Source organism: Flagellimonas zhangzhouensis (assembly GCF_900102925.1).
GTDB classification, from domain to species: domain Bacteria; phylum Bacteroidota; class Bacteroidia; order Flavobacteriales; family Flavobacteriaceae; genus Flagellimonas; species Flagellimonas zhangzhouensis.
The window spans coordinates 413,842-435,465 of record NZ_FNKI01000002.1 but is presented as its reverse complement, the minus strand read 5'-3'; the positions used below and the strand labels follow the sequence as shown (position 1 = coordinate 435,465).

The window sequence follows — 21,624 nt, the reverse complement described above, 5'->3', positions numbered from 1 at the left end:
AGTTATTGCTTAAGAACCACTTCACTAAACTTTGATTTAATGGTAATTGCCTTACCATCATTTTTACTGATGTTATACCCTTTGTGGGTTTTGCTAGAAATGCTCTTACTAGAAACCAATTTTAAGCTTTTTGGATAGTGCAAAACAGAACCTGCACTGCTTTCATCCACTGAAATCACAAAAGGTGTTTTGGGCAACTTACAATCCAATTCCCCATTTTCCATAGAAATATCAAGGTTGGTAAAACCAGTTGCCACCGAATTGATATTAACTGAACCAAAACTACTTCTCACCAAGGCCTTGCTGGCCACCTCACCAATTACCACATTGGACGACACACTTTTCAAGTTTAGGTCCTTTACCGTTTTCAAGTTTACATCATCGGAATAATCGGTACTTAAGTTGCCGTAATTCCATTGTTGTACAATCACGGGAGAGTAAGAAGCCCTAATATCGGTGTTCTTACCATCGATGGTAGAAGCAAGCAAGCTTGCGTAAGACAAGCTTGCATTAATGTTCCTGGCATTTTCGGCCAATTTTACTTCTCCATGCTTCACGTTCATATTGACTTTGATGTACTTCGGCATTTTGATGATGATTCGTTTTTTGACTTTGTATTCCTTATGCTTTCCATCAGAAGAAAAGTAATACACATTGGAACTGCCTTGAATAGTACGCGCAGCTTCCCTTTGCATTTGTCTGATCTCTGCCTGCTGGGCACGCACTTCCTCTCTTTGCTCTCGCAAACGCTCGTGCATTTCTTCACGTACCTTTTCACGCTCTTCCCTAAGCTTTTCTCTTTCTTCTTTCATCTGCTCGCGTTGTTCCTCACGTTCTGCAGCCATTTCTTCCATTTCCTTGCCCCATTCCTCAAAACGCTTTTTATATTCTTTGTCAAACGTTTTTGAAAATTCCTCTTGCCATTTTTTCATGTATTTGTCACCATCCTTTTTATAGGCATCGTAATCAAAATCAATAGGAGGCATGGGTGGCATCGGTGGCATATTTGGCATAAATGGAATTACCGCTATTTCTGGAATTACGATTTCTGGAATATCCACATTGGCAATGATCTCTGCTACTGAAGGAATTTCAGGCACATCCACCGTGTAGCTACTATAACCGTAGGTAAAAGGACCTGAACCTTCTGTACTCACTTCAATTTCCCTGCTATTTCCCATGATTTTTACCAAATCCTTATCAAAATAAGATTTAGCCTCTTCATCGTCTACGCCTTCCAGCTCGATTACAGCTGTGATTTCGACTTGATCCTTCGTCCACGTTTCAAACTCGATGTCGGCATAACTGGTGTTGATGCTCAACTCCGTATCGTTGTTGACGTTGTACGTTTCCTTGAATGTTTTGGATTTCTCCTGTGCATGGCAGACATATCCTACCAGCACAAGGAGTAAACCGCTAAACAATTTCTGATGATTCCTGTTCATTTTTTGATGTATTTAATTGATTCAACTTTGATTTTAATTTTTCCAACAATTGCAACCTTAGCTGCAGGTTCATGATCAAGGCATTGATGGTTTGATCATTGGGGCCCAATTCGTTCAACTCTTGGTTCAATCGCTGATATTCCTTATTTAATTCTGCCAAGCGGTCCATATACCCATCAACCAGCTCCTTGTTTTCTGGATCCGCTGCCAAATCGGACAGTTGCAGATTGATGTTCGTAGTGTAATACGCTTCGATTTTTCTTAGATCGGGGGATAAATCACCCAAAGAAATGGTTTGCACATCCGTAGCTTGATTATTGCTATCAACAACCGTCACATTTTCATCGGTATCAACCACACCTGAATTCGAATTGAAGTAAAAGAAAGAGAGTCCAATGATCACCACCACCGTAGCCGCAATTTGCATCCAAAGCGAAATTACTTTGCGTTTGGGTGGATCGTTGGGCAATTCCTCATCCAATTTGGACAAAAATCGATCAGCATGTCCTTCTTTCATGCGATACTTTTTCTCCTCTCGTTCCTTTTCAAATATTTCTCTAAGATCACGTGCCATAAGCCAAATCTTTTAGTTTTTCTTTCAACTGTGCTTTTCCTCTAAGCAATCGGGTTCTCGATGTCGTCTCCGTAATTCCCATGATTTGGGATATCTCACTATGATCATATCCCTCCACCAAGAACAACTGTACTACATATTTATATTTTTGTGGCAACTCCTCTATCGCTTCCTTCACCTGCTCAATCGAAATGCCCTCTTCCACCGACCAATCATCCGTTTCTGCCACATGCATGTAACTTTCGTTCAATTCCACCGTTTGCTGGTGTTTCGATTTCAAGAAATCAATGCTCCCATTGACCACAATTCGTTTTAACCAAGCCCCGAACGTCACCTCACCTTTAAATTGTGCTATCCGTTGAAACGCTTTTATAAAGGATTCTTGAACCACATCCTCCGCATCATCCGCATTTTTTAGAAAACGCATGGCCACACAAAACATACCATCGCAATACTGACGATAGAGTTTCATCTGTGCCTGGCGGTCGTTCACCTTGCACTTTTCTACAAGCTCAATATGGAGCACACTTGGTTCTATGTTCGGTTTTATTAGTTGTTCAACTTAATGACGATGCAAAAAATGCAACGTTGCAAATTAGTTTGTTTTTTGATGAATTTTAACAAAAAAATCCCGCTGATTTTCACCAACGGGATTCTTTTTCAATGAGTTATACTATTTACTCGTCCAATAATAAATTTAAATGAACAGTAATATTATCTCTTGTTGCTTTGCTATAAGGACAAATCTCATGGGCATCCTTCATTAAAGTTTCTCCCATTTCTTTATCCACTGTAGGCAAATAAGCATCCAAAATGGCCTCCAAGAAAAAGCCTTCTTCCTCAGAATTTAGAGATATGGTGGCAGTAACACTAAAATCTCCCAAATCATCAATCCCATGTTGCTTGGCAACGGCTTGCAATCCTGCTCCGTAGCAGCTGGAATATGCCGCAGCAAAAAGTTCTTCTGGGTTGGTGGATTTAGGATCGGTCTTTCCTTTTAAAGTGGGCATACTAATTGGAAAATCCAACAATCCGTCCTCACTTTCAACATGACCAGACCTACCGCCTGTATTCGTGGCCTTTGCCTCAAAAATAGTCTTCATCTTTTAAATGTTTATAGGTTCGTATAAACCAGTGCCCTGTCGGCAACTGATTGTGGAATGAAAAGGTACCAATTTGTACTCGGATGTCCGCTTAAACAGCTATTAAATTTATGTGAAATGGTTTTAAAATTGTTAGAATCTCACAGGAACCAGACTATGTTTACCCACAAAAACTTTATAACTTCGTCATAAATCCTATCCAAAGCACTCTTGGCAAACAAAAGCAAAATACCCTCGGACACGATTTCCAAAATAAAGGCTATCAGAAAACAGCAACTTTCTGCGGATGATTTGGCCCAAGGTATTTTTGAAGGCAACAAAGCCATGTTGGCCAAGGCAATCACGCTTTTGGAAAGCACCAATCCTGCCCATTTTGAAAAAGCCAATGCTGTAATTGAAAAATGCTTGGCTCAGCCATCGAACAGCATTCGTTTGGGAATTACTGGAGTTCCAGGGGTTGGCAAAAGTTCTTTTATTGAAACATTGGGCAAAACCTTAACGGAAAAAGGCAACAAAGTCGCCGTTTTGGCGGTTGACCCAACAAGTTCATTGAGTAAAGGCAGCATTTTAGGGGATAAAACCCGAATGGAAACACTAGCGAAAGACCCAAATGCCTTTATTCGCCCCTCCCCTTCTGGCAACTCATTGGGTGGTGTGGCACAAAAAACACGCGAAAGTATTATCCTTTGTGAAGCAGCAGGCTACAATGTGATTTTGGTTGAAACAGTTGGTGTAGGTCAAAGTGAAATTGCAGTCCACAGTATGGTCGATTTTTTCCTTTTGTTGAAATTATCGGGTGCTGGCGACGAACTTCAAGGGATCAAACGGGGCATTATGGAAATGGCCGATGGCATAGCCATCAACAAAGCGGATGGTAACAATTTGGAAAATGCCAAGCTTGCCGTGACTGAGTTTTCAAGAGCGCTACACCTTTATCCTCCTAAATCCAATGGTTGGACACCCAAAGTGAAGAAATGTTCTGCCTTGGAAAATTCAGGCATAAAAGAAATTTGGGAAATGGTACAACAATTTGTAGACCATACCAAATCAAACGGTTTTTTTGAAGTCAACCGTCAACAACAGAATAAAAATTGGTTCGTTCATACCGTAGACGAATACATTAAGCAGTTTTTTCATCAAAAGGAAACCTTTAAAACTGAACAAGCAAGATTGTTGACCGAAATTGAGGAACATAAAATTTCCCCGTTTTATGCCGCAAAAATCCTATTGGACAAGATTACCGAGGAACTTTAAATAAAAGCGATAAATTTGCACAGATTTTATACTGAATGAGCACTGTCACCGATTCCCTTTTATCCATTGTGGTTCCTTTGTACAACGAGGAAGATAACGTGGTTCTTTTGACCCAAAAAATCAACGAAAGCCTTGAAGGGTACAATTACCAAATTGTTTATGTGGATGATTTTTCCACGGATAAAACCCGCATCAAGGTCAAGGAAATGGACGACAAAAGAGTTCATTTGATTGAGTTAAAAAAGAACTACGGTCAAAGTTTAGCCCTGGCCGCTGGAATTGACTATGCCGAGGGCGAATACATCATTACCATGGATGGCGACCTTCAAAACGACCCTTCGGATATTCCTCAAATGCTGGAATATGCAGTTAGCGAGGAATACGATCTGGTGACTGGAATCCGACAAAAAAGAAAGGACTCACTGGTCAAAAAAATCCCATCCAAAATTGCCAACTTTTTGGTACGAAGAGTTACCAAATTGGATATTAAGGACAATGGTTGTGCTTTAAAGGTTTTCACCAAGGATATTGCTAAAAGCTTGAACCTTTATGGTGAAATGCACCGTTTTATCACCCTTTTGGCGCATTTGGAAGGAGCGCAGATCAAACAAGTTCCCGTAAAGCACCACGCACGGCATGCAGGGGTATCCAAATATGGTTTGGAGCGTGTATTTAAGGTAATAGCCGACATGATGTTGTTGCTTTTCATTAGAAAATACTTCCAACGCCCTATCCACTTGTTCGGAATTTTCGGGGTATTATTGGTCATCCTCGGGATTTTCATCAACCTTTATTTGATGATTGTAAAACTTGGATTTGGTGAAGATATCGGTAGCAGACCATTGCTCATTTTCGGGATGATGTTCATTGTTGGCGGTATCCAATTGTTCACCATAGGAATTGTAATGGAACTCTTGATTCGTACCTACTACGAATCCCAACAGAAAAGACCATATCGCATAAAAAAAATCAGCATAGGTGACGGAAAAGCTGCGTAAAAAGGGCATCACCGCCCTAAAAATTATAATTAGTGCGGTCCTGATCTACTTTATTTTCACCAAAATAGAGTTGAGAGATGTGGTTCAGACCTTAAAAAAGAGTGACCCTTTCTATTTGTTCTTGGCAGTTGTCTTTTTTGTATTGTCTAAAGTCCTATCTGCTTTTAGAACCAATATGTATTTCCATCAAATTGGCGCTAAGTTGACGCAATTGAGCAACCTAAAGCTATCGCTGCTAGGAATGTTCTACAACCTCTTCTTGCCAGGAGGAATTGGTGGGGATGCCTATAAAGGCTACGTCATTCAAAAGGCATATCAACCTGGTTCCAAAAAGGTAGTTTCCAGTATTCTTTTGGACCGATTAAGTGGAATGTTATTGCTTTTTATTTATGCGTGTATTCTAGCTATGTTGTCCAAAAATGAATTTTTCCAAAGTTTTTACTGGTTGATTCTGGTCGCCATTCCCTTGAGTGTAGTGGTATTTTGGTTCGTGAACAAGACTTTTTTCACCACTACTTTACCTATATTTTGGAAATCAATAGGCTTTTCGGCTTTGGTGCAATTGGCGCAATTGGTCTGCGTGATTTTTATTTTGAAAGCATTGTCCATTGAACTTGATACCGTAGAATATCTTTTTGTGTTCTTGGTATCCTCAATTGTTTCTGTAATTCCATTGACCATTGGCGGTATTGGAAGCAGAGAAGTCACCTTTTTATACGGAGCAAAATGGTTGGGCTTGGATGAAAGCACCTCCATTGGCATTAGCTTTACTTTCTTTTTGATAACTGCCCTAACGTCCCTTTTTGGGGTTATTTATCATTTTAAAAAGCCAAAATTGGAGTCTTTGGATTAGTTCAAATGCACCAAGTGCATTTTGTTCAACTTATCCTCTCGAGTATTTGGATTCAAAAACTTGATCTGTAAACGGGTAATTCTAAATTGGTCAACTATAATTTGGTCGTCCCAATCAATTCCATTTTCATTCAATTGTTTCAATTCGTCATCGGTTACGTACACCCAAACATCATCCAAATTCTTTAAGTCGGAAACGGATATTATGTCAACAGGATTCTGGTCATAAAAATCCAAGGCCCACGTATGCATCTCTCCATTGATTTTATAGATGTTATCCACTGGAATTTGATGCTTTTTTACCTGCTCCGCCATATTAGAACCCCCTTGATATTCGAGCAATTTTGGATAAAACTGGGCATTCATATAACCATTCAACACTACAGCACTAAAAATGGCAACGGTTACGATTTTGGCATAAACGGTCTCTTTTTTCCAAACAAAATAAACCGTCATTGCCAATGCTATGAACAAGAACAAATAGTTGTACCAGTTTTCCAATTTGAAAACCAAAAAGCTTATCAGCAAGGTAAATACCACTACCAATCCCAATATAAAATATTGGATGCCCAAAATCACTTTGGCCATTTTCAATTTTTCCTGCTGATGCAAAAGATACAGGAACGCTGCTGAAAGAATCGCATACAATGGCATCAAAATGTTCATGTAGTGCGGCAGCTTAAATTGCGCAAAACTGATGAGCAAAAACAAGATGGAAATCCCACCTACCGTTAAAAACTCAAGATTAGGTCGATACGCAAATTTAGCTTCCCAAAAAGCCTTAATTTTTGTCCAATAACCAATCAGCGCAAGCACTGTCCAAGGCAAGAACACCCATAAAAAGGTGTGAAAGAAAAAGAAAAAGTCACTACTGTTCTTGCCCACGCCCTCACCGCTCATGCGCTCAAAACTCTGTTCCCAAAAAATAAAGAAGATTCCACTGCGATTATCCTTTCCGCGAATCACTTTTTCAGGATGCAAATCAAATTGATGATAATAAGCATACAACATTGGGGTGATGGTCAAACCAAAAACCAAAATAGCAACCAACAGCTTCCAATTTAATAATCGTTGCCACTTTCGTGTATAGGTCAAGTGACATAGTATCGAGATTCCAATCACGACCAAAGCAATCTGTCCTTTGGTTGAAAATGCCATTCCTGCCCCAAAAGCGCCAAAAGCAATACTTTTAAGCGTGCCGTTTTCAATATATGCGGCCAATTGCCAGATAGAAAAAATGGTGAATCCTGTTAAAACGGCATCGGTGCGGACATCAATATTGGCCAAAACCATGGTTTGGGCCGTCATAAAAATCAAGGAAGCAAATCGACCTACATCTTTATTGTAAAGTAATTTTCCAAGCCCGTAACAACTATAAGCACCCAAGAATGTGGACAAAATACCAGGGATTCGGTATGCCCAATCGTGGATTCCAAAAATTTTATAGGAAATCGCGGCAAGCCAATAATGCATGTGCGGTTTGTCTAGATACTCTTCAGGGCCTTTAAACAGGCTTAGAAAATCATTTTCCTGAACCATGCGCATGGCCATGACCGCAAACTGGGCCGAATCGTTTTCAAACAGAGTCGCGAACATCCCAATAATGTAGACCAGAACAATCAGTGCAATGTAAAACCAGTATCTGGTGGTCGAGATCATACCCCTGTTTTTTGGAAAGCAAATATAGCCAACTTGGCAAACAACCATCCGAAAAGTGAACCTATCAAAGCCCCTGTTACCACATCCAATGGATAGTGCACTCCAATATAAATGCGACTATAGGCCACAATACAGGCCCAAAGCAACAATACCCAAGAAATGTACTTCACTTTATGCTTGAACATAACCGTAAAGAAAATAGCTGGCCCAAACGAGTTGGCTGCATGGGCAGAAAAATACCCAAACTGCCCTCCACAATAACTTTTCACCAATCGCATTACGGGGCTTACTTCTGGGTCGTGGCATGGACGCAATCGGCCAATACCGTATTTGAAAAAGTTGGACAATTGGTCGGTACATGTAATCAACAAAGCGATGGCAACTAAAACTATTCCTGTGCCTTTCCAACCAAAGTTGCGGTAGGATAAATAAAGTAGCAATAGATAAAGTGGTGCGGAGTTTCTGGTGGTCGTCATAAACATCCAGAAACCGTCCCAAGTTTCTGTTCCCAATCCATTGAGGAACAAAAACAGTTCTTTATCGGCTTGCAGTAGCTGTTCCAGCATTATTGGTCGTATCTGGAGACTTCGCGATCGTAAAAAGCAGTAGCGGCCTCCACCAAACTTTCGGTTTCATCCATTAAATCCGCTTCGTCTTCCTTGGAAAATTCTTCCATCCACTCCACTTCATCATTCTCTAGGTTGATGATGAATCTTGGATATTCGGTATGGACAATAAAAATGGCATCAGGAAAATCCGTGTTATCAGCCAGTAAAAATTTAGGTAGTTCCATGTGTTCTTATTTTGATTCCAATAATGGAGTCTAATATTTATGTTTTTTTAATACGTCAAGTTGAACTTGTTTCAACATCCCATAACGATTTTCATTTTATGATGAGACCCTGAGACAAGCTCAGGGTGACGAATCTATTGTGTAATCAATTTCTTGGTCAAATAGTTGAATCGAAGATACAACAATAACGCTGATGCCGTAAGCCCCGACAACAATCCAATCCAAATGCCCGTGCTTTCCAGACTCGTGTGCAAACCTAAATAATAACTGATTGGAAAACCAATCAACCAATACGCTATGAAAGTGAAGAAAGTTGGTATTTTCACATCCTGCAATCCGCGCAAAGCTCCCAAAACCACAACTTGCAACCCATCTGAAATTTGGAAAAAGGCCGCCACCAACAACAATTTGGCCGCTATAATGATCACTTCAGTGTTATCAGCCTGATTGACAATATCATCAACATCCAAATATATAGTAGGGAACCAATTCCGTCCTATCAAGAAAATAGCGGCAAAGGCAATTTCCAAAATCAAGGTCAAGAAAAAGATGGATTCTGCGATGCGCTTCAACTCCCTGTAATTACGTAATCCTTTTTGATTTCCAACACGAACCATTGCTGCAACACTTAGTCCCATACCCACCATAAAGGTCATACTGCTTAAATTCAATGCAATTTGATTGGCCGCTTGGGCATTTTTTCCCAATACCCCACTCAACCAAATGGCTGCGGTGAAAATGGCCACTTCAAAAAACATTTGTAATGCCGATGGAAACCCAAGACTGATGATTTTGTTCATCACCTTTTTTTCAATACTTCTAAAATTGAAATTCGTGACGTAGGACTCAAACTTCTTTTTTCGTTTGAGCAAATACCAAATATAAGCCACCATGATTACCCTTGAAGCCAAAGTTCCAACTGCAGCACCTACTATTCCCATTTTTGGGAATCCGAAAGAACCAAAAATGAGCAAATAGTTAAGGGTAATGTTCACCACATTGGCCAAAATGGTGGCATACATGGGGTATTTGGTCTCAGAAAGCCCCTCAGAAAATTGTTTAAAAGCCTGAAATATAATCAAGGGAACCAACGAAAAAGCCACCAAATCCAAATAAGGCAAAGCGAGCTCTACCACTTCTGGAGGCTGTTGCATATGATGCATTAACGGTTTGGCCAGCAAAATAAGACCAAAAAGAGACAATCCTAAAATTGTACAAAGTACCAACCCGTGTTTTAATGCACTTTTACCTGCTAATTGGTCCTTTGCGCCATCTGCTTCGGCTACCAAAGGCGTTATTGCGGTAGAAAAACCGATTCCTAACGACATGGCAATAAAGACAAAACTGTTACCTAATGAAACAGCGGCCAACTCGGCCGTACCCAATTGCCCCACCATAATATTGTCAGCAAAGGCCACAAAAGTGTGCCCCAACATCCCCAAAATAACGGGATAGGACAGTTTTAAGTTATAGGCAAATTCCTTTGTATAGTTCTGAAACACAACAGGTATTTAAAAAGGATGGCAAATATAGCCAGATTGGAAACATTTGTCCCCAAACTTTATGTTAGCTTACGGATAAATTTAAAGTTGTTTAGCCTCTTCCCAATACACATCCATTTCGGCCAAGGTCATCTCGCTCATGGATTTTCCAGCTTCTTTGGCTTTTTGCTCCAAATATTGAAATCGCTTGATAAACTTTTTGTTGGTTCGTTCCAAAGCGTTTTCTGGATTGATTTTTAAAAATCGGGCATAATTGACCATGGAAAAGAGCACATCCCCAAACTCGGATTCCATTTTATCAGCATTTTGGGCCTCCACCTCTTCTTGAAGCTCTGCCAATTCCTCTTTCAACTTTTCAAAAACCTGTTCGGGTCGCTCCCAATCAAAACCTACTCCTGCTACTTTGTCTTGGATTCGGTTGGCCTTTACCAAAGACGGCAATCCATTGGGTACTCCCTCGAGCACACTTTTTTTCCCCTCTTTCAATTTGATGTTTTCCCAATTCTGTTTCACCTCTTCAGCATTCTCTACTTTTACATCGCCATAAATATGTGGATGGCGGTTGATGAGTTTTTCGCAAATGCCATTGGCCACATCAGCGATATCAAAATCTTGGGTTTCGGAACCAATTTTGGCGTAGAACACAATGTGCAACAAAATATCGCCCAACTCTTTTTTCACTTCCTCCAAATCATTGTCCAAAATGGCATCACCTAGCTCGTAGGTTTCCTCAATGGTCAAATGACGAAGTGTTTGCATGGTTTGCTTTTTATCCCAAGGACATTGTGCCCTAAGTTCGTCCATAATGGTCAATAAGCGGTCAAATGCAGCTAACTGTTTTGGTCTAGTGTTCATGCTGTGGATTTTGACCAAAAATACGAAGACCCGCTCTTGAAATTCCCATCATCAAAATGAACTTATGAAAATTGCCAAGCTATTTTTCAACAACCTTAAAAACTTAAAATATCACTATCTTCAACATCGATTTTTAAGAAAACACAAATACAATGAAGTACTTTTTGATTGCCTTATTTTTTGTACCCTTTTTGATTCATGCGCAGAATCCCGAAAATTTTGCCCAAGAAATCGAGGCTATTCAAAAAAAGTACGACACTGTTTGGGATGCCAACAAATCCACTATAGTTTTTACAGGAAGCTCCAGTATTCGTTTTTGGAATGATGTACAGGAACGTTTTCCTGATCAACAGGTGTTGAACACAGGTTTTGGTGGTTCCCAATTTTCAGATTTAGAACATTATTTGGATGAAACCATTTTAGACTACACTCCCACTAAAGTTTTTATTTATGAGGGAGACAACGATATTTTCGCCAAAAAACGGCCCAAGAAGATTCTTGAAACCTCCCAGCGTATTTTAAAAACGCTTCAAGAAAAAAATCCTGACATGGAAATAGTTCTGATTTCGGCAAAACCAAGTATTTCTCGCTGGAAATATAGGGGCAGGTACCGTCGTTTGAATCGAAAATTACAACAATTGGCCGTTGAAACCGATGGTGTTGATTTTATTGATGTTTGGTATCCCATGCTGGACGAACGGAAAGTAAAACAAGATATTTTTGTAGAGGATGGCCTACACATGAATGCCAAAGGTTACGACATCTGGTACGATGTAATCAAAGACTACGTAAAATAAACTAAACAACTGTGATCAAAAAATCAATTTTGCTGTTTACTGCAGTTCTCTGCATAGCAGCTTGCGAAGAACAAAAAAAGGAAATCAATTTTCCAAAAACCGACCTTTCTGCGGTCGCTTTAATTCCGAAACCCGTTAAGACCATTCCGACCAATAGTGCTTTTGGTTTGGGGGCTGGTACTGCGATTTACACCTCAACCACTGACCCTGAGTTTGAAAAAGTAGGACAGTTCCTTTCGGAAAAAATAAAAGGAAAAACAGGATTGGATCTTGGTGTGAATTCCACCACCGAAAACACATTGGAGCGATTGATTTATATCAACCAATCGGATAGCGAAGAACTGGATAACCCAGAAGCCTATCAACTTTATATTAAAAAGGATTCCATTTTATTGAACGCCAAAACGGCCGCTGGTGCTTTTCGTGGAATTCAAACTTTAAGACAATTGATTCCTGAGCAAAGCAACGATACCTTGACAGACCAGCCTCTTTGGGTGATTCCCTCTGGAAAAATTATGGATGCTCCTAAATTGGCCTATAGAAGTTCAATGCTTGATGTGGCACGTCATTTTTTTACGGTGGATGAAGTCAAAAAATACATCGACATTTTAGCATACTACAAATACAACACGCTTCACATGCACCTTACCGATGATCAAGGATGGCGCATCGAAATCAAATCGTGGCCCAAGCTTACCGAAGTCGGTGGTCAAAGTGAAGTTGGTGGTGGCGAAGGTGGATTCTACTCCCAAGAGGAATACAAAGATATTGTTGCCTACGCTGCGGAGCGACACATTCAAATTGTTCCTGAAATGGATATGCCAGGACACACCAACTCTGCTTCTTTAAGCTATCCGTTCTTGCATGCAGCAGGTCAGGCCGAAACGCCAAGAGTAAGAACTGACATGAAAGTGGGTTACAGCTCATTTGATGCCCAAAAAGATACGGTTTATAGCTTTTTGGATGATGTGATCGGTGAAATTGCTTCTATGTCGCCCAGTCCTTACTTTCATATTGGAGGTGATGAAAGCCATGTGACCAAAAAGAGTGATTACATTCTTTTTGTGGAAAAGGTGGAGAAAATTGTGCAAAAGCACGGCAAAATCATGATTGGTTGGGATGAGATTGCCCAAGCCAAGATTGACGGTTCATCCATTGTGCAACTTTGGAACGAACCAGAACATGCTTTAAAAGCTGCTGAAAATGGTTCAAAAATTATTATTTCTCCAGCTAAAAAAGCTTATTTGGATATGCAGTACGATTCCATTTCGGAATACGGATTGCACTGGGCTGCCTACATCCCTGTTGATGTGGGCTACCAATGGGATCCCGAAACTTATGTGGAGGGGCTTCCCAAAGAAAATATTCTGGGTATTGAAGCACCACTTTGGTCCGAAACCATTAGTAATAGTGCCGAATTGGAATATTTAGCTTTCCCAAGAGCGATTGGTTATGCCGAATTGGGCTGGACTTCCTCAGAACAACTCAACTGGGACGACTACAAAGAAAGATTGGCCAAACAGGTTCCTTATCTAGAAAAAATGAATGTCAATTATTACCCAAGTAAATTGATTGACTGGAAAAAAGAATAGGAATAAGATTTATTCTTCCTCAGCGGAGGCATCGGCAGCAGCTGGTGCCTCTTCTTCTTTTGCTTCAACTTCAACAAATTCAGTGATGTTGTTGTCCAAAAGAATGTTGTACCACTGGATGATTTTTTTGATGTCACTAGCGTACACTCGATCCTCATCATAATTTGGAAGCACTTCGAAGAAATATTCTTCCAACTCAATTTTATCGGCCTTGTGGCTCACAGAAGTTTTATTTCCGTTTTCCTTTTCCTTGATTTTTTGGAAAACCTCTTTCAACGGCACTTCTTCTTCCAAAGTGTAAATGGCAATTTCCGAAAGTACACTTACATTGCTTCTTAGGCCAACAGTAACTCGTTTGCCATCCAAAAGGGATTCACCCACAAAACCACCACGGGTTTGGGTCAACAATTTGTAAAGTCCAGGTTTACCTCCGATAGATAAAATTTTGTCTAATGCCATTTAAAATAATTTATGCGCGCAAAAATATGTTTTTATAAGGAACTTCGATTTTTTTAACGTCGTTTTTTGATATCGGGAAATCGCATTTTGTAGTCTGCATTGATTTTTCCCTTGGAAATTTTTTCCAAACGACTTTTAAGCAGTCGCTTTTTTAAGGATGATAATTTATCTGTGAACAAAATACCCTCGATATGATCATACTCATGCTGAATTACCCTTGCCAACAACCCATCATAGGTTTCTTTGTGGGATTTAAAATCTTCATCTAAATAACTGATCACGATTTCAGCCTTACGACTTACATCTTCGCGAATGTCTGGAATGCTCAAACAGCCCTCGCTAAAATCCCATTCCTTGCCATTTTCCTCTTCAATTTTGGCATTGATGAACACTTTTTTGAAGCCATCCAATTGCTTTTGTTCCTCTTGGGTCAAATCTTCATCATCAGCAAAGGGAGTAGTATCTATTACAAACATTCTGATGGGCAAACCAACTTGGGGCGCTGCCAATCCAACGCCATGGGCATTGTACATGGTATCCCACATATTGTTGATCAACTCATCCAATTTTGGGTATTCTGAATCAATATCCTTTGCTACCTTTCGTAAAACGGGATCCCCGTACGCCACAATGGGTAAAATCATAAATCAAAAACGGTTTAAGTATGCCTGCAAAATCAGCGTGGCACTTATTTCATCGACCAAGGCCTTTTCTCTTCTTTTTTTCTTTTTCAACCCGCTCTCCAACATAGATTGTACGGCCATTTTAGAGGTGAATCGTTCATCTTGACGTTCCACAGGAATACTTGGGAACTTGGTCACTAATTTTTTTAAAAATTCTTGGATCAGCACTTCGGATTCGGATTCGGTATTGTCCATTTGTTTGGGCAAACCAACCACAAACTTTTCAACGGATTCTTTTTGGAGGTAATCCTTTAAAAAATCCAAAAGTTTTGGCGTTTCAACCGTGGTAAGTCCAGAGGCAATCAATTGCAGCTCGTCGGTAACCGCGATTCCTGTTCTCACCTTTCCATAATCCAATGCCAAAATTCTAGCCAAGACAATTTTTTGGCAAAAATAACCTTAAAAATGTTATGCCCTTAAAAATGCTCTTAATATTCTGCCATGGGGCTTATCTTTGTAAAAATTTTAAGAAAATGACAGATTTAAGAGCGCTAATTGAAAAAGCGTGGGACAATAGAGAGTTGTTGCAAGAAGAAGAGACCCAAGTGGCCATTCGAGAGGTAATTGACCTTATCGATATGGGTGAATTGCGTTGTGCAGAGCCAACCGAAGATGGATGGCAGATCAATGAATGGGTAAAGAAAGCCGTTGTACTTTATTTCCCCATCCAAAAAATGGAAGTACTTGAAGCTGGCATTTTTGAATACCACGATAAAATTCCATTGAAGAGAGGCTATCAGGAAAAAGGAGTTCGTGTGGTACCTCATGCAGTGGCTAGACACGGAGCTTATATATCCAAAGGAACCATTTTAATGCCAAGTTATGTAAACATTGGGGCTTATGTGGATGAAGGCACTATGGTCGATACTTGGGCTACGGTGGGTAGTTGTGCTCAAATCGGTAAGAACGTCCACTTAAGTGGTGGTGTTGGTATCGGTGGTGTTTTGGAACCTTTGCAAGCTGCTCCTGTAATTATTGAAGATAATGCCTTTATCGGTTCTAGATGTATTGTGGTGGAAGGTGTTCGCGTTGAAAAAGAGGCTGTTTTGGGTGCGAATGTGGTTTTGACTGCTTCAACCAAAATTATCGATGTTACTGGTGACGAGCCTATTGAATTGAAAGGAAGAGTGCCTGCTAGATCTGTAGTGATTCCTGGAAGCTACACCAAAAAATTCCCTGCTGGGGAGTATCAAGTGCCTTGTGCATTGATCATTGGAAAAAGAAAAGAAAGTACAGATAAAAAGACTTCGTTAAACAATGCTTTAAGAGAGCATGATGTAGCGGTATAGTATTAAAAGATAAATTGAAATACTGGGTTGCTTTTTGTAGATCAGGAAGCAACCCTTTTTCAATTTTATACTCTACTTATAAAAATCAATTCTTCCCCCTGAATTGATTTTTAACAAAAAAAGAGTAGGGAAATTGCATATTTGATTGTTGTAAGAAAAATAATCGCATAAACAATTTTTAATCATTTTTTTTGTTTTAGATTAGAAGCAACTAACCTCATAGCATAAAAATTTATGGCTGAATTGAGCACCCCAAAGCAAAAATTATCAGCACTTATTATTACCTACAACGAGATAGGCTACATTGAAAAGTGTATTGAATCCATTTCATTTGCCGATGAGATAATTGTTGTGGACTCTTTTAGTACCGATGGTACTTATGAATATCTCCTTAAGCATCCCAAGGTGAAAGTGATTCAAAATCCTTTTGAAAATTTCACCTCACAAAAGTCATTTACGCTAAAGCAAGCCTCCAATGATTGGGTACTGTTTTTGGATGCTGACGAGGTAGTTACTAAAAATCTTCAGCAAGAAATCACCGAAACCATTAACAATCCAAATGCCCATGAGGCCTATTGGTTTTATAGAAAGTTCATGTTTCAAAACCAGCCCCTAAATTATAGTGGTTGGCAAACCGATAAAAACCATCGACTTTTCAGAAAAAGTAAAGCTCAGTTTACCGATAAAAAAATTGTTCACGAAACCCTTGAAGTGGATGGCACTTCTGGAATTTTGAACGAAAAGCTATTGCATTTCTGTTATAAAAATTACGAGGATTACAAAGGAAAGATGTTGTGCTATGGTCGCTTAAAGGCTAAAGAAGATTTCTATAAAGAGAAGCACTTCAATTATCTTTTGATGACCGTAAAACCCTTTTGGAAATTTTTCAATCATTACATCATTCGTTTGGGAGTATTAGATGGCAAAAAAGGTTTGACTATCTGCTTTCTGAACGCATTAGGAGTTTTGGAGCGTTTTTGCGAATTAAAAAGATTGGAGAAAAAGAACGAGTTGGCCTACTATTTAGTAATGCCGTAGTGGGTCCAAACTACCTTTTGTGACCTTGTTTCCTTTCGAATGGCCTGATTTTTAGCAATAGATTCGGGAGTTTTATAGCCTCTTTTATGATCTAAATGCACACAAACCGCACTATAACGTAATTGTTTGGATTTAATCCCAAAATTAAACAGGCGCTCACCCAACTCACGGTCCTGACCACCATATTGCATCCGTTCATCGAAACCGTTCACATTTAAAATATCCTTTTTCCAACCAGAAGAATTATGCCCGTTCCAACTAGCATTGGTCGGCGTAAACGTGTTCAAAAATTTAGATACAACCCCACTCGCAGTGAGCTTGTTGTTTTTAAAGGTTTTTGGAATTCCCTGTTCTCTTAGCCAATGAATATTAAAACAGTTTTGCTTTTCAATATCCTCTTTGGTGATCATTTTGGAGATATTCATGGGCAGCATATAATACCCCCCCGAGATAAAATAACCTTCCTCTTTATTGATGTAATGCACCTCCACAAAGTCCTCGCGAGGAATACAATCCCCGTCTGTCATAATTATGTAGTCCGCACTGCAAGCTTCAACAGCTTTATTTAAAATCCTGGACTTTTGAAAACCATCATCCTCCTGCCAAACATGCACGATATTATAAAAGACTTTTTCCTTCATTTCATCCAAAAGCGCCTTGGTCTTTGGACCCGACCCATCATCGGCAATCACCACTTCAAAATCCTTAAATAATTGACAATTGAATCCCCACAGCACCTTTTCCAGCCACTCTTCGGCATTATAGGTACTTACTATTACTGAAATTTTCGGCGGTTCTTTTTCTTTCGGATTCATCTTGGCAAAAATAGAAATATTAAATGTTATCACATATGCTTAATTTTGCGATTCTAATGTTCTGTAATGAAAGTCAAGGAAATACCCGTTTCACTTTATAACCAAGTAAAACTTTCTGGGCAATCGCTAAAGCAGCTGATTTCAAACAAAGAAGAGGCTGTCGTGGTTGTTTCATTGGCTTCCATCCCATCAAGACTGGACATTGTTCACCTTACCATACGAAGCATTTTAAATCAATCTGTTCTTCCTGAACATATATTTCTTTGGCTTCATGAGGACTTAAAAAATAAAATTCCGAAGAAATTATCCGCTTTGGAAGGTGAAATTTTTCAAATAAGATACACGGATTATTACAGCTCGCATCGAAAATTGGTGGAACCTCTCAAACTATTTCCACATAAAACCATCATTACTTGCGATGATGATATGATGTATCGAAAGGATTGGTTGTCCAATCTTATTGTTGAACAAAAAAACAATCCAAATCAGATCATAGCGAACCAAGTGCGTTGTATTTCCTATGATGATTCTGGAACTTTGCTCCCTTATAAAGAATGGAAATCAAACACGGAAAAGTGCGAAAATCCAAAACTAACCCTGCCCATTGGAGCTGGTGGTACACTATACCCTCCGAATTGCTTACATGAACAAGTTTTTAATCAAGAACTCTTTTTACAACTGACTCCTAAAGCGGACGATTTATGGTTCAAGGCCATGAGTTTATTGAAAGGAACGACCTCGATTATGTCATCCAACCCGACCAAAGAACCTATTCCTATTTGGGGATCCCAAAAAGTATCTCTAAAAAAAGGAAATATTGGCATGGACAAAAACCGAGTTCAATGGTTGGCATTGTCGGAACATTTTAATTTTAAATTCTAGGACATTGATAGAAGAAGTAAACCACAGCAATACCATACTTAAAGAGGGAGGTCTTATCCTCTACCCTACCGACACGGTTTGGGGCATTGGCTGCGATGCAACGAATCCCGAAGCTGTGAAAAAGGTCTATGCACTAAAAAAAAGGGAGGATAGCAAAGCTCTAATATGTTTGGTTTCCCATCAAGCCATGCTGGAACGCCATGTGCAGGAAGTCCCAGAAGTGGCTTATGACATCATGGATTTGGCCACCAAACCTACCACCATTGTTTTTGATGCACCCAAAGGAATTGCAGAAAACCTTGTTGCCGAAGACAACACCTTGGCCATCCGCGTGGCTTCCGATAAATTCTGTCAATACCTCATCAATAAGTTTGGGAAGCCCATTGTTTCCACCTCTGCAAATATTTCTGGTGAGCCCACCCCAAAACAGTTTAAGGATATAAGCCCAGAAATTTTAAAAGGAGTGGACTATGTGGTAAATTTGCCCGATGTAAATCAAAACCCCTCACCCTCCTCCATTATTAAATTGAGTAATGATGGACAGGTGAAGGTAATTCGGGAATAGACAGACGATGCAGGTTCATTTGGAAGCCATAAAACATCCCATTTTTAAACTCATTGGAGAAGCCGCTGACGAATTGGGCGTGGATGCCTACGTGATTGGTGGTTATGTGCGTGATTACTTCTTAAAAAGAAACACCCCAAAAGATATTGATATTGTTGCCATTGGCAGCGGGATTGAACTCGCGAAAAAAGTAGCCTCCAAACTTAAGGGTAAACCAGAAATTTCAGTCTTTAAGAATTTTGGTACCGCCATGATCAAGCACAAAGATTTAGAACTGGAATTTGTGGGTGCACGAAAAGAAAGTTACCACCGCGATAGTAGAAAACCTGTTGTTGAGGATGGCAGTTTGGAAGACGACCAAAACCGTCGTGATTTCACAATCAATGCCATGGCATTATCCCTGAATGCATCCAATTTTGGAGAATTGTTAGATCCTTTTAATGGATTGGGTGATTTGGACGAGCAAATCATACGAACTCCGTTGGAACCAGGCATCACCTATTCCGATGACCCCTTGCGCATGATGCGAGCCATTCGGTTTGCAACCCAATTGCATTTCAATATCGAGTTGAAGTCATTGCAAGCTATCACAGAAAATCAAGAACGTATTAAAATTGTGTCCAAAGAGCGGATTGTGGACGAACTCAACAAAATTCTGATGAGTCCTAAACCCTCAATTGGATTTTCCTTGTTGCACAAAACTGGATTGCTCCCACTTATTCTACCAGAGCTAACTGCATTACAAGGCATCGAGGAAATTGAAGGGCAACGCCACAAGGATAATTTCTGGCACACCTTGGAGGTGGTCGATAACATTTCGGAAACCACCGAAAACCTTTGGTTGCGCTGGGCCGCCCTTTTGCACGATATTGGAAAAGCCCCAACTAAAAAGTTCCATAAAAAGATTGGCTGGACCTTCCATGCACACGAATTTGTTGGCTCTAAAATGGTGTACAAACTCTTTAAAAGGTTGCGTATGCCCTTAAACGAAAAAATGAAATTCGTTCAAAAAATGGTGATGATGAGCTCACGCCCCATTATCCTTTCCGAAGATCATGTAACCGATTCGGCAGTGCGCAGATTGGTTTTTGATGCAGGAGATAATGTGGAAGACCTAATGACCCTTTGCGAAGCGGATATCACCACCAAGAATCCTAAAAAGCAGAAAAAATACAAGAACAACTTTAAAATTGTTCGTCAAAAAATAGTTGAAGTTGAAGAACGTGACCATGTTCGAAATTTTCAGCCGCCAGTTTCTGGGGAAGAAATCATGGAAACTTTCAACCTAAAACCCTCCAAAGAAATCGGCATCATCAAAGATGCCATCAAAGAAGCCATTTTAGAGGGGGAAATCCCAAATGAGTATGAAGCCGCCCTTCAATTTATGTTGGAAAAAGGCAAAGCATTGAATTTAAAAGTCAAGTCCGAATGAAAAAGAACAAATACGTAGTGTATTGGTTGTTAACGGGGTGTTTTCTCATTTTTGTAATGGTGTTGGTTGGGGGAATTACCCGCCTTACCCATTCGGGACTTTCCATTTCGGACTATAAATTAATTCATGGCACCTTGCCCCCAATGACCGAAGAGGCATGGCAAGAAGCCTTTGAATTGTACCAACAATATCCCGAGTACCAAAAGCTCAACAGTCATTTTGATCTAGAGGATTTTAAGGATATCTATTTTTGGGAATGGTTGCACCGCTTTATCGGCAGGTTCATTGGTATCGTTTTCATCCTACCCTTTTTGTTTTTCCTGTTCACCAAGAAATTGGATAAACCCACCATTAAAAAAAGTGTGATTTTGCTCATTATGGGTGGATTTCAAGGTTTTTTAGGATGGTATATGGTAAAAAGTGGTTTGGTAGACCGTCCCGATGTGTCCCACTTTAGACTTGCAGCCCACTTGACCACCGCATTTTTAACTTTTGCCTATAGCCTTTGGGTAGCTTTGGACCTTATCTATCCCACCAAAAAAGAAATCAATACAGGTATCCGAAATCTAATTCGATTTGGGTTGGTGCTATTGTTGATTCAAATTGTTTGGGGTGCTTTTGTAGCTGGTTTGGATGCAGGGTTTATTCACAACCACTGGCCTTTGATGAGCGATGGAAAATTGATTCACGAAACCGTCTATATTGAACAACAGCCTTTCATCAAAAACTTTTACGAAGGGAAAAGTGGCGTTCAGTTTGTGCACAGATATCTAGCATACGTAGTGGTCGGAATCATCACATTTATCTGGTTCAAAACTGGAAAAATGGAGCGTACTCCTTTGCAAGAAAAAGGATTGATAACGCTATTTACTTTAGTATTTGTGCAGTTTTTATTGGGTGTTTTAACGTTGATTTACGCCGTACCACTGTGGTTAGGTATTGCGCATCAGATAGGTGCATTTTTCCTATTGGCGGCCATGACGTTTACCCTACACAGATTTACCAAATAAGGGCTAATTATCGTACCTTTGTGCCCA

The 21,624-nt window shown here is 39.8% G+C and carries 24 protein-coding genes; 11 read left to right on the top strand and 13 right to left on the bottom strand.

The genetic code is table 11. From position 1 onward, the window contains the following. Positions 1-2 precede the first annotated feature (2 nt). The 4 genes from BLQ18_RS08805 to BLQ18_RS08790 all read right to left on the bottom strand — a co-directional run bounded on the left by BLQ18_RS08805 (position 3) and on the right by BLQ18_RS08790 (position 3,122). The gene (locus tag BLQ18_RS08805) at positions 3-1,445 is read right to left on the bottom strand and encodes a hypothetical protein (RefSeq protein WP_090294463.1); all 1,443 of its coding nucleotides are present in this window, start codon (positions 1,443-1,445) and stop codon (positions 3-5) included. Further along, positions 1,417-2,019, bottom strand: a complete 603-nt coding sequence (locus BLQ18_RS08800; protein WP_090294460.1) for a hypothetical protein — start codon at positions 2,017-2,019, stop codon at positions 1,417-1,419. Before BLQ18_RS08800 ends, BLQ18_RS08805 begins: the two co-directional genes overlap by 29 nt. Next, a complete protein-coding gene (locus BLQ18_RS08795; protein ID WP_090294457.1) occupies positions 2,009-2,545 on the bottom strand; it encodes an RNA polymerase sigma factor in 537 nt (178 codons plus the stop codon). Before BLQ18_RS08795 ends, BLQ18_RS08800 begins: the two co-directional genes overlap by 11 nt. 151 nt (positions 2,546-2,696) lie before the next feature. Beyond that, the gene (locus tag BLQ18_RS08790) at positions 2,697-3,122 is read right to left on the bottom strand and encodes an Ohr family peroxiredoxin (protein WP_090294454.1); all 426 of its coding nucleotides are present in this window, start codon (positions 3,120-3,122) and stop codon (positions 2,697-2,699) included. 210 nt (positions 3,123-3,332) lie between these two features. Here BLQ18_RS08790 and meaB point away from each other — a divergent pair, with 210 nt between their 5' ends. From meaB to BLQ18_RS08775, 3 genes are read left to right on the top strand one after another with little or no spacing between them, the layout of a single operon-like run. Then, complete coding sequence (gene meaB, locus BLQ18_RS08785; RefSeq protein WP_090294451.1) at positions 3,333-4,376, top strand: methylmalonyl Co-A mutase-associated GTPase MeaB; 1,044 nt, start codon at positions 3,333-3,335, stop codon at positions 4,374-4,376. Between the two features lie 35 nt (positions 4,377-4,411). Next, positions 4,412-5,374 carry a glycosyltransferase family 2 protein gene (locus BLQ18_RS08780; RefSeq protein ID WP_090294449.1) on the top strand — a complete coding sequence of 321 codons (963 nt, stop codon included), beginning with the start codon at positions 4,412-4,414 and terminating at the stop codon, positions 5,372-5,374. Beyond that, a complete protein-coding gene (locus tag BLQ18_RS08775; protein ID WP_090294447.1) occupies positions 5,355-6,227 on the top strand; it encodes a lysylphosphatidylglycerol synthase transmembrane domain-containing protein in 873 nt (290 codons plus the stop codon). Before BLQ18_RS08780 ends, BLQ18_RS08775 begins: the two co-directional genes overlap by 20 nt. Here BLQ18_RS08775 and BLQ18_RS08770 read toward each other — a convergent pair. The 5 genes from BLQ18_RS08770 to mazG all read right to left on the bottom strand — a co-directional run bounded on the left by BLQ18_RS08770 (position 6,224) and on the right by mazG (position 11,035). Beyond that, entirely contained in the window at positions 6,224-7,885 is a 1,662-nt protein-coding gene (locus BLQ18_RS08770) for an ArnT family glycosyltransferase (RefSeq protein WP_090294444.1), read from the bottom strand. The genes BLQ18_RS08775 and BLQ18_RS08770 overlap by 4 nt on opposite strands. Next, positions 7,882-8,451, bottom strand: coding sequence for a phosphatase PAP2 family protein (locus BLQ18_RS08765; protein ID WP_090294442.1), 570 nt, complete (start codon positions 8,449-8,451; stop codon positions 7,882-7,884). Before BLQ18_RS08765 ends, BLQ18_RS08770 begins: the two co-directional genes overlap by 4 nt. Further along, on the bottom strand, positions 8,451-8,678 hold the full coding sequence (locus tag BLQ18_RS08760; RefSeq protein WP_090294440.1) for a hypothetical protein: 228 nt from the start codon (positions 8,676-8,678) through the stop codon (positions 8,451-8,453). The genes BLQ18_RS08765 and BLQ18_RS08760 overlap by 1 nt, the downstream gene beginning before the upstream one ends. 134 nt (positions 8,679-8,812) lie before the next feature. Next, positions 8,813-10,180 (bottom strand): MATE family efflux transporter, encoded by a 1,368-nt coding sequence (locus BLQ18_RS08755; RefSeq protein WP_090294438.1) that lies wholly within the window; start codon positions 10,178-10,180, stop codon positions 8,813-8,815. Positions 10,181-10,261: 81 nt separating this feature from the next. Beyond that, complete coding sequence (gene mazG, locus BLQ18_RS08750; RefSeq protein WP_090294436.1) at positions 10,262-11,035, bottom strand: nucleoside triphosphate pyrophosphohydrolase; 774 nt, start codon at positions 11,033-11,035, stop codon at positions 10,262-10,264. Between the two features lie 152 nt (positions 11,036-11,187). On the opposite strand from mazG, the gene BLQ18_RS08745 reads away from it, so the two are divergent. Next, a complete protein-coding gene (locus BLQ18_RS08745) occupies positions 11,188-11,832 on the top strand; it encodes an SGNH/GDSL hydrolase family protein (protein ID WP_090294433.1) in 645 nt (214 codons plus the stop codon). Between the two features lie 11 nt (positions 11,833-11,843). Continuing rightward, positions 11,844-13,424: a beta-N-acetylhexosaminidase gene (locus BLQ18_RS08740; RefSeq protein ID WP_090294431.1), complete on the top strand. Its 1,581-nt coding sequence runs from the start codon at positions 11,844-11,846 to the stop codon at positions 13,422-13,424. Positions 13,425-13,433: 9 nt separating this feature from the next. Here BLQ18_RS08740 and BLQ18_RS08735 read toward each other — a convergent pair whose 3' ends face one another. From BLQ18_RS08735 to ruvX, 3 genes are read right to left on the bottom strand one after another with little or no spacing between them, the layout of a single operon-like run. Then, positions 13,434-13,883 carry a DUF5606 family protein gene (locus BLQ18_RS08735; RefSeq protein WP_090294428.1) on the bottom strand — a complete coding sequence of 150 codons (450 nt, stop codon included), beginning with the start codon at positions 13,881-13,883 and terminating at the stop codon, positions 13,434-13,436. A gap of 53 nt (positions 13,884-13,936) precedes the next feature. After that, positions 13,937-14,527, bottom strand: a complete 591-nt coding sequence (gene def, locus BLQ18_RS08730) for a peptide deformylase (protein ID WP_090294425.1) — start codon at positions 14,525-14,527, stop codon at positions 13,937-13,939. A 3-nt stretch (positions 14,528-14,530) separates the two neighbouring features. Beyond that, positions 14,531-14,941, bottom strand: a complete 411-nt coding sequence (gene ruvX, locus BLQ18_RS08725) for a Holliday junction resolvase RuvX (protein ID WP_090294422.1) — start codon at positions 14,939-14,941, stop codon at positions 14,531-14,533. A gap of 98 nt (positions 14,942-15,039) precedes the next feature. Here ruvX and BLQ18_RS08720 point away from each other — a divergent pair, with 98 nt between their 5' ends. Next, positions 15,040-15,855, top strand: coding sequence for a 2,3,4,5-tetrahydropyridine-2,6-dicarboxylate N-succinyltransferase (locus BLQ18_RS08720; RefSeq protein ID WP_090294419.1), 816 nt, complete (start codon positions 15,040-15,042; stop codon positions 15,853-15,855). 234 nt (positions 15,856-16,089) lie between these two features. Then, positions 16,090-16,893 (top strand): glycosyltransferase family 2 protein, encoded by an 804-nt coding sequence (locus tag BLQ18_RS08715; RefSeq protein WP_090294416.1) that lies wholly within the window; start codon positions 16,090-16,092, stop codon positions 16,891-16,893. Here the strand turns inward: BLQ18_RS08715 and BLQ18_RS08710 are convergent. Further along, positions 16,875-17,708 carry a glycosyltransferase family 2 protein gene (locus tag BLQ18_RS08710; RefSeq protein WP_090294414.1) on the bottom strand — a complete coding sequence of 278 codons (834 nt, stop codon included), beginning with the start codon at positions 17,706-17,708 and terminating at the stop codon, positions 16,875-16,877. The two genes, BLQ18_RS08715 and BLQ18_RS08710, sit on opposite strands and share 19 nt — an antisense overlap. Before the next feature lie 66 nt (positions 17,709-17,774). Between BLQ18_RS08710 and BLQ18_RS08705 the strand changes: the two genes are divergently transcribed. From BLQ18_RS08705 to BLQ18_RS08690, 4 genes are read left to right on the top strand one after another with little or no spacing between them, the layout of a single operon-like run. After that, positions 17,775-18,590: a zinc-binding alcohol dehydrogenase gene (locus BLQ18_RS08705; protein ID WP_090294411.1), complete on the top strand. Its 816-nt coding sequence runs from the start codon at positions 17,775-17,777 to the stop codon at positions 18,588-18,590. Positions 18,591-18,594: 4 nt separating this feature from the next. Further along, entirely contained in the window at positions 18,595-19,155 is a 561-nt protein-coding gene (locus BLQ18_RS08700) for an L-threonylcarbamoyladenylate synthase (RefSeq protein WP_090294408.1), read from the top strand. A 7-nt stretch (positions 19,156-19,162) separates the two neighbouring features. Next, complete coding sequence (locus tag BLQ18_RS08695) at positions 19,163-20,587, top strand: CCA tRNA nucleotidyltransferase (RefSeq protein WP_090294406.1); 1,425 nt, start codon at positions 19,163-19,165, stop codon at positions 20,585-20,587. Continuing rightward, positions 20,584-21,597 (top strand): COX15/CtaA family protein, encoded by a 1,014-nt coding sequence (locus BLQ18_RS08690; RefSeq protein ID WP_090294403.1) that lies wholly within the window; start codon positions 20,584-20,586, stop codon positions 21,595-21,597. Before BLQ18_RS08695 ends, BLQ18_RS08690 begins: the two co-directional genes overlap by 4 nt. The last annotated feature ends 27 nt before the right edge of the window (positions 21,598-21,624 follow it).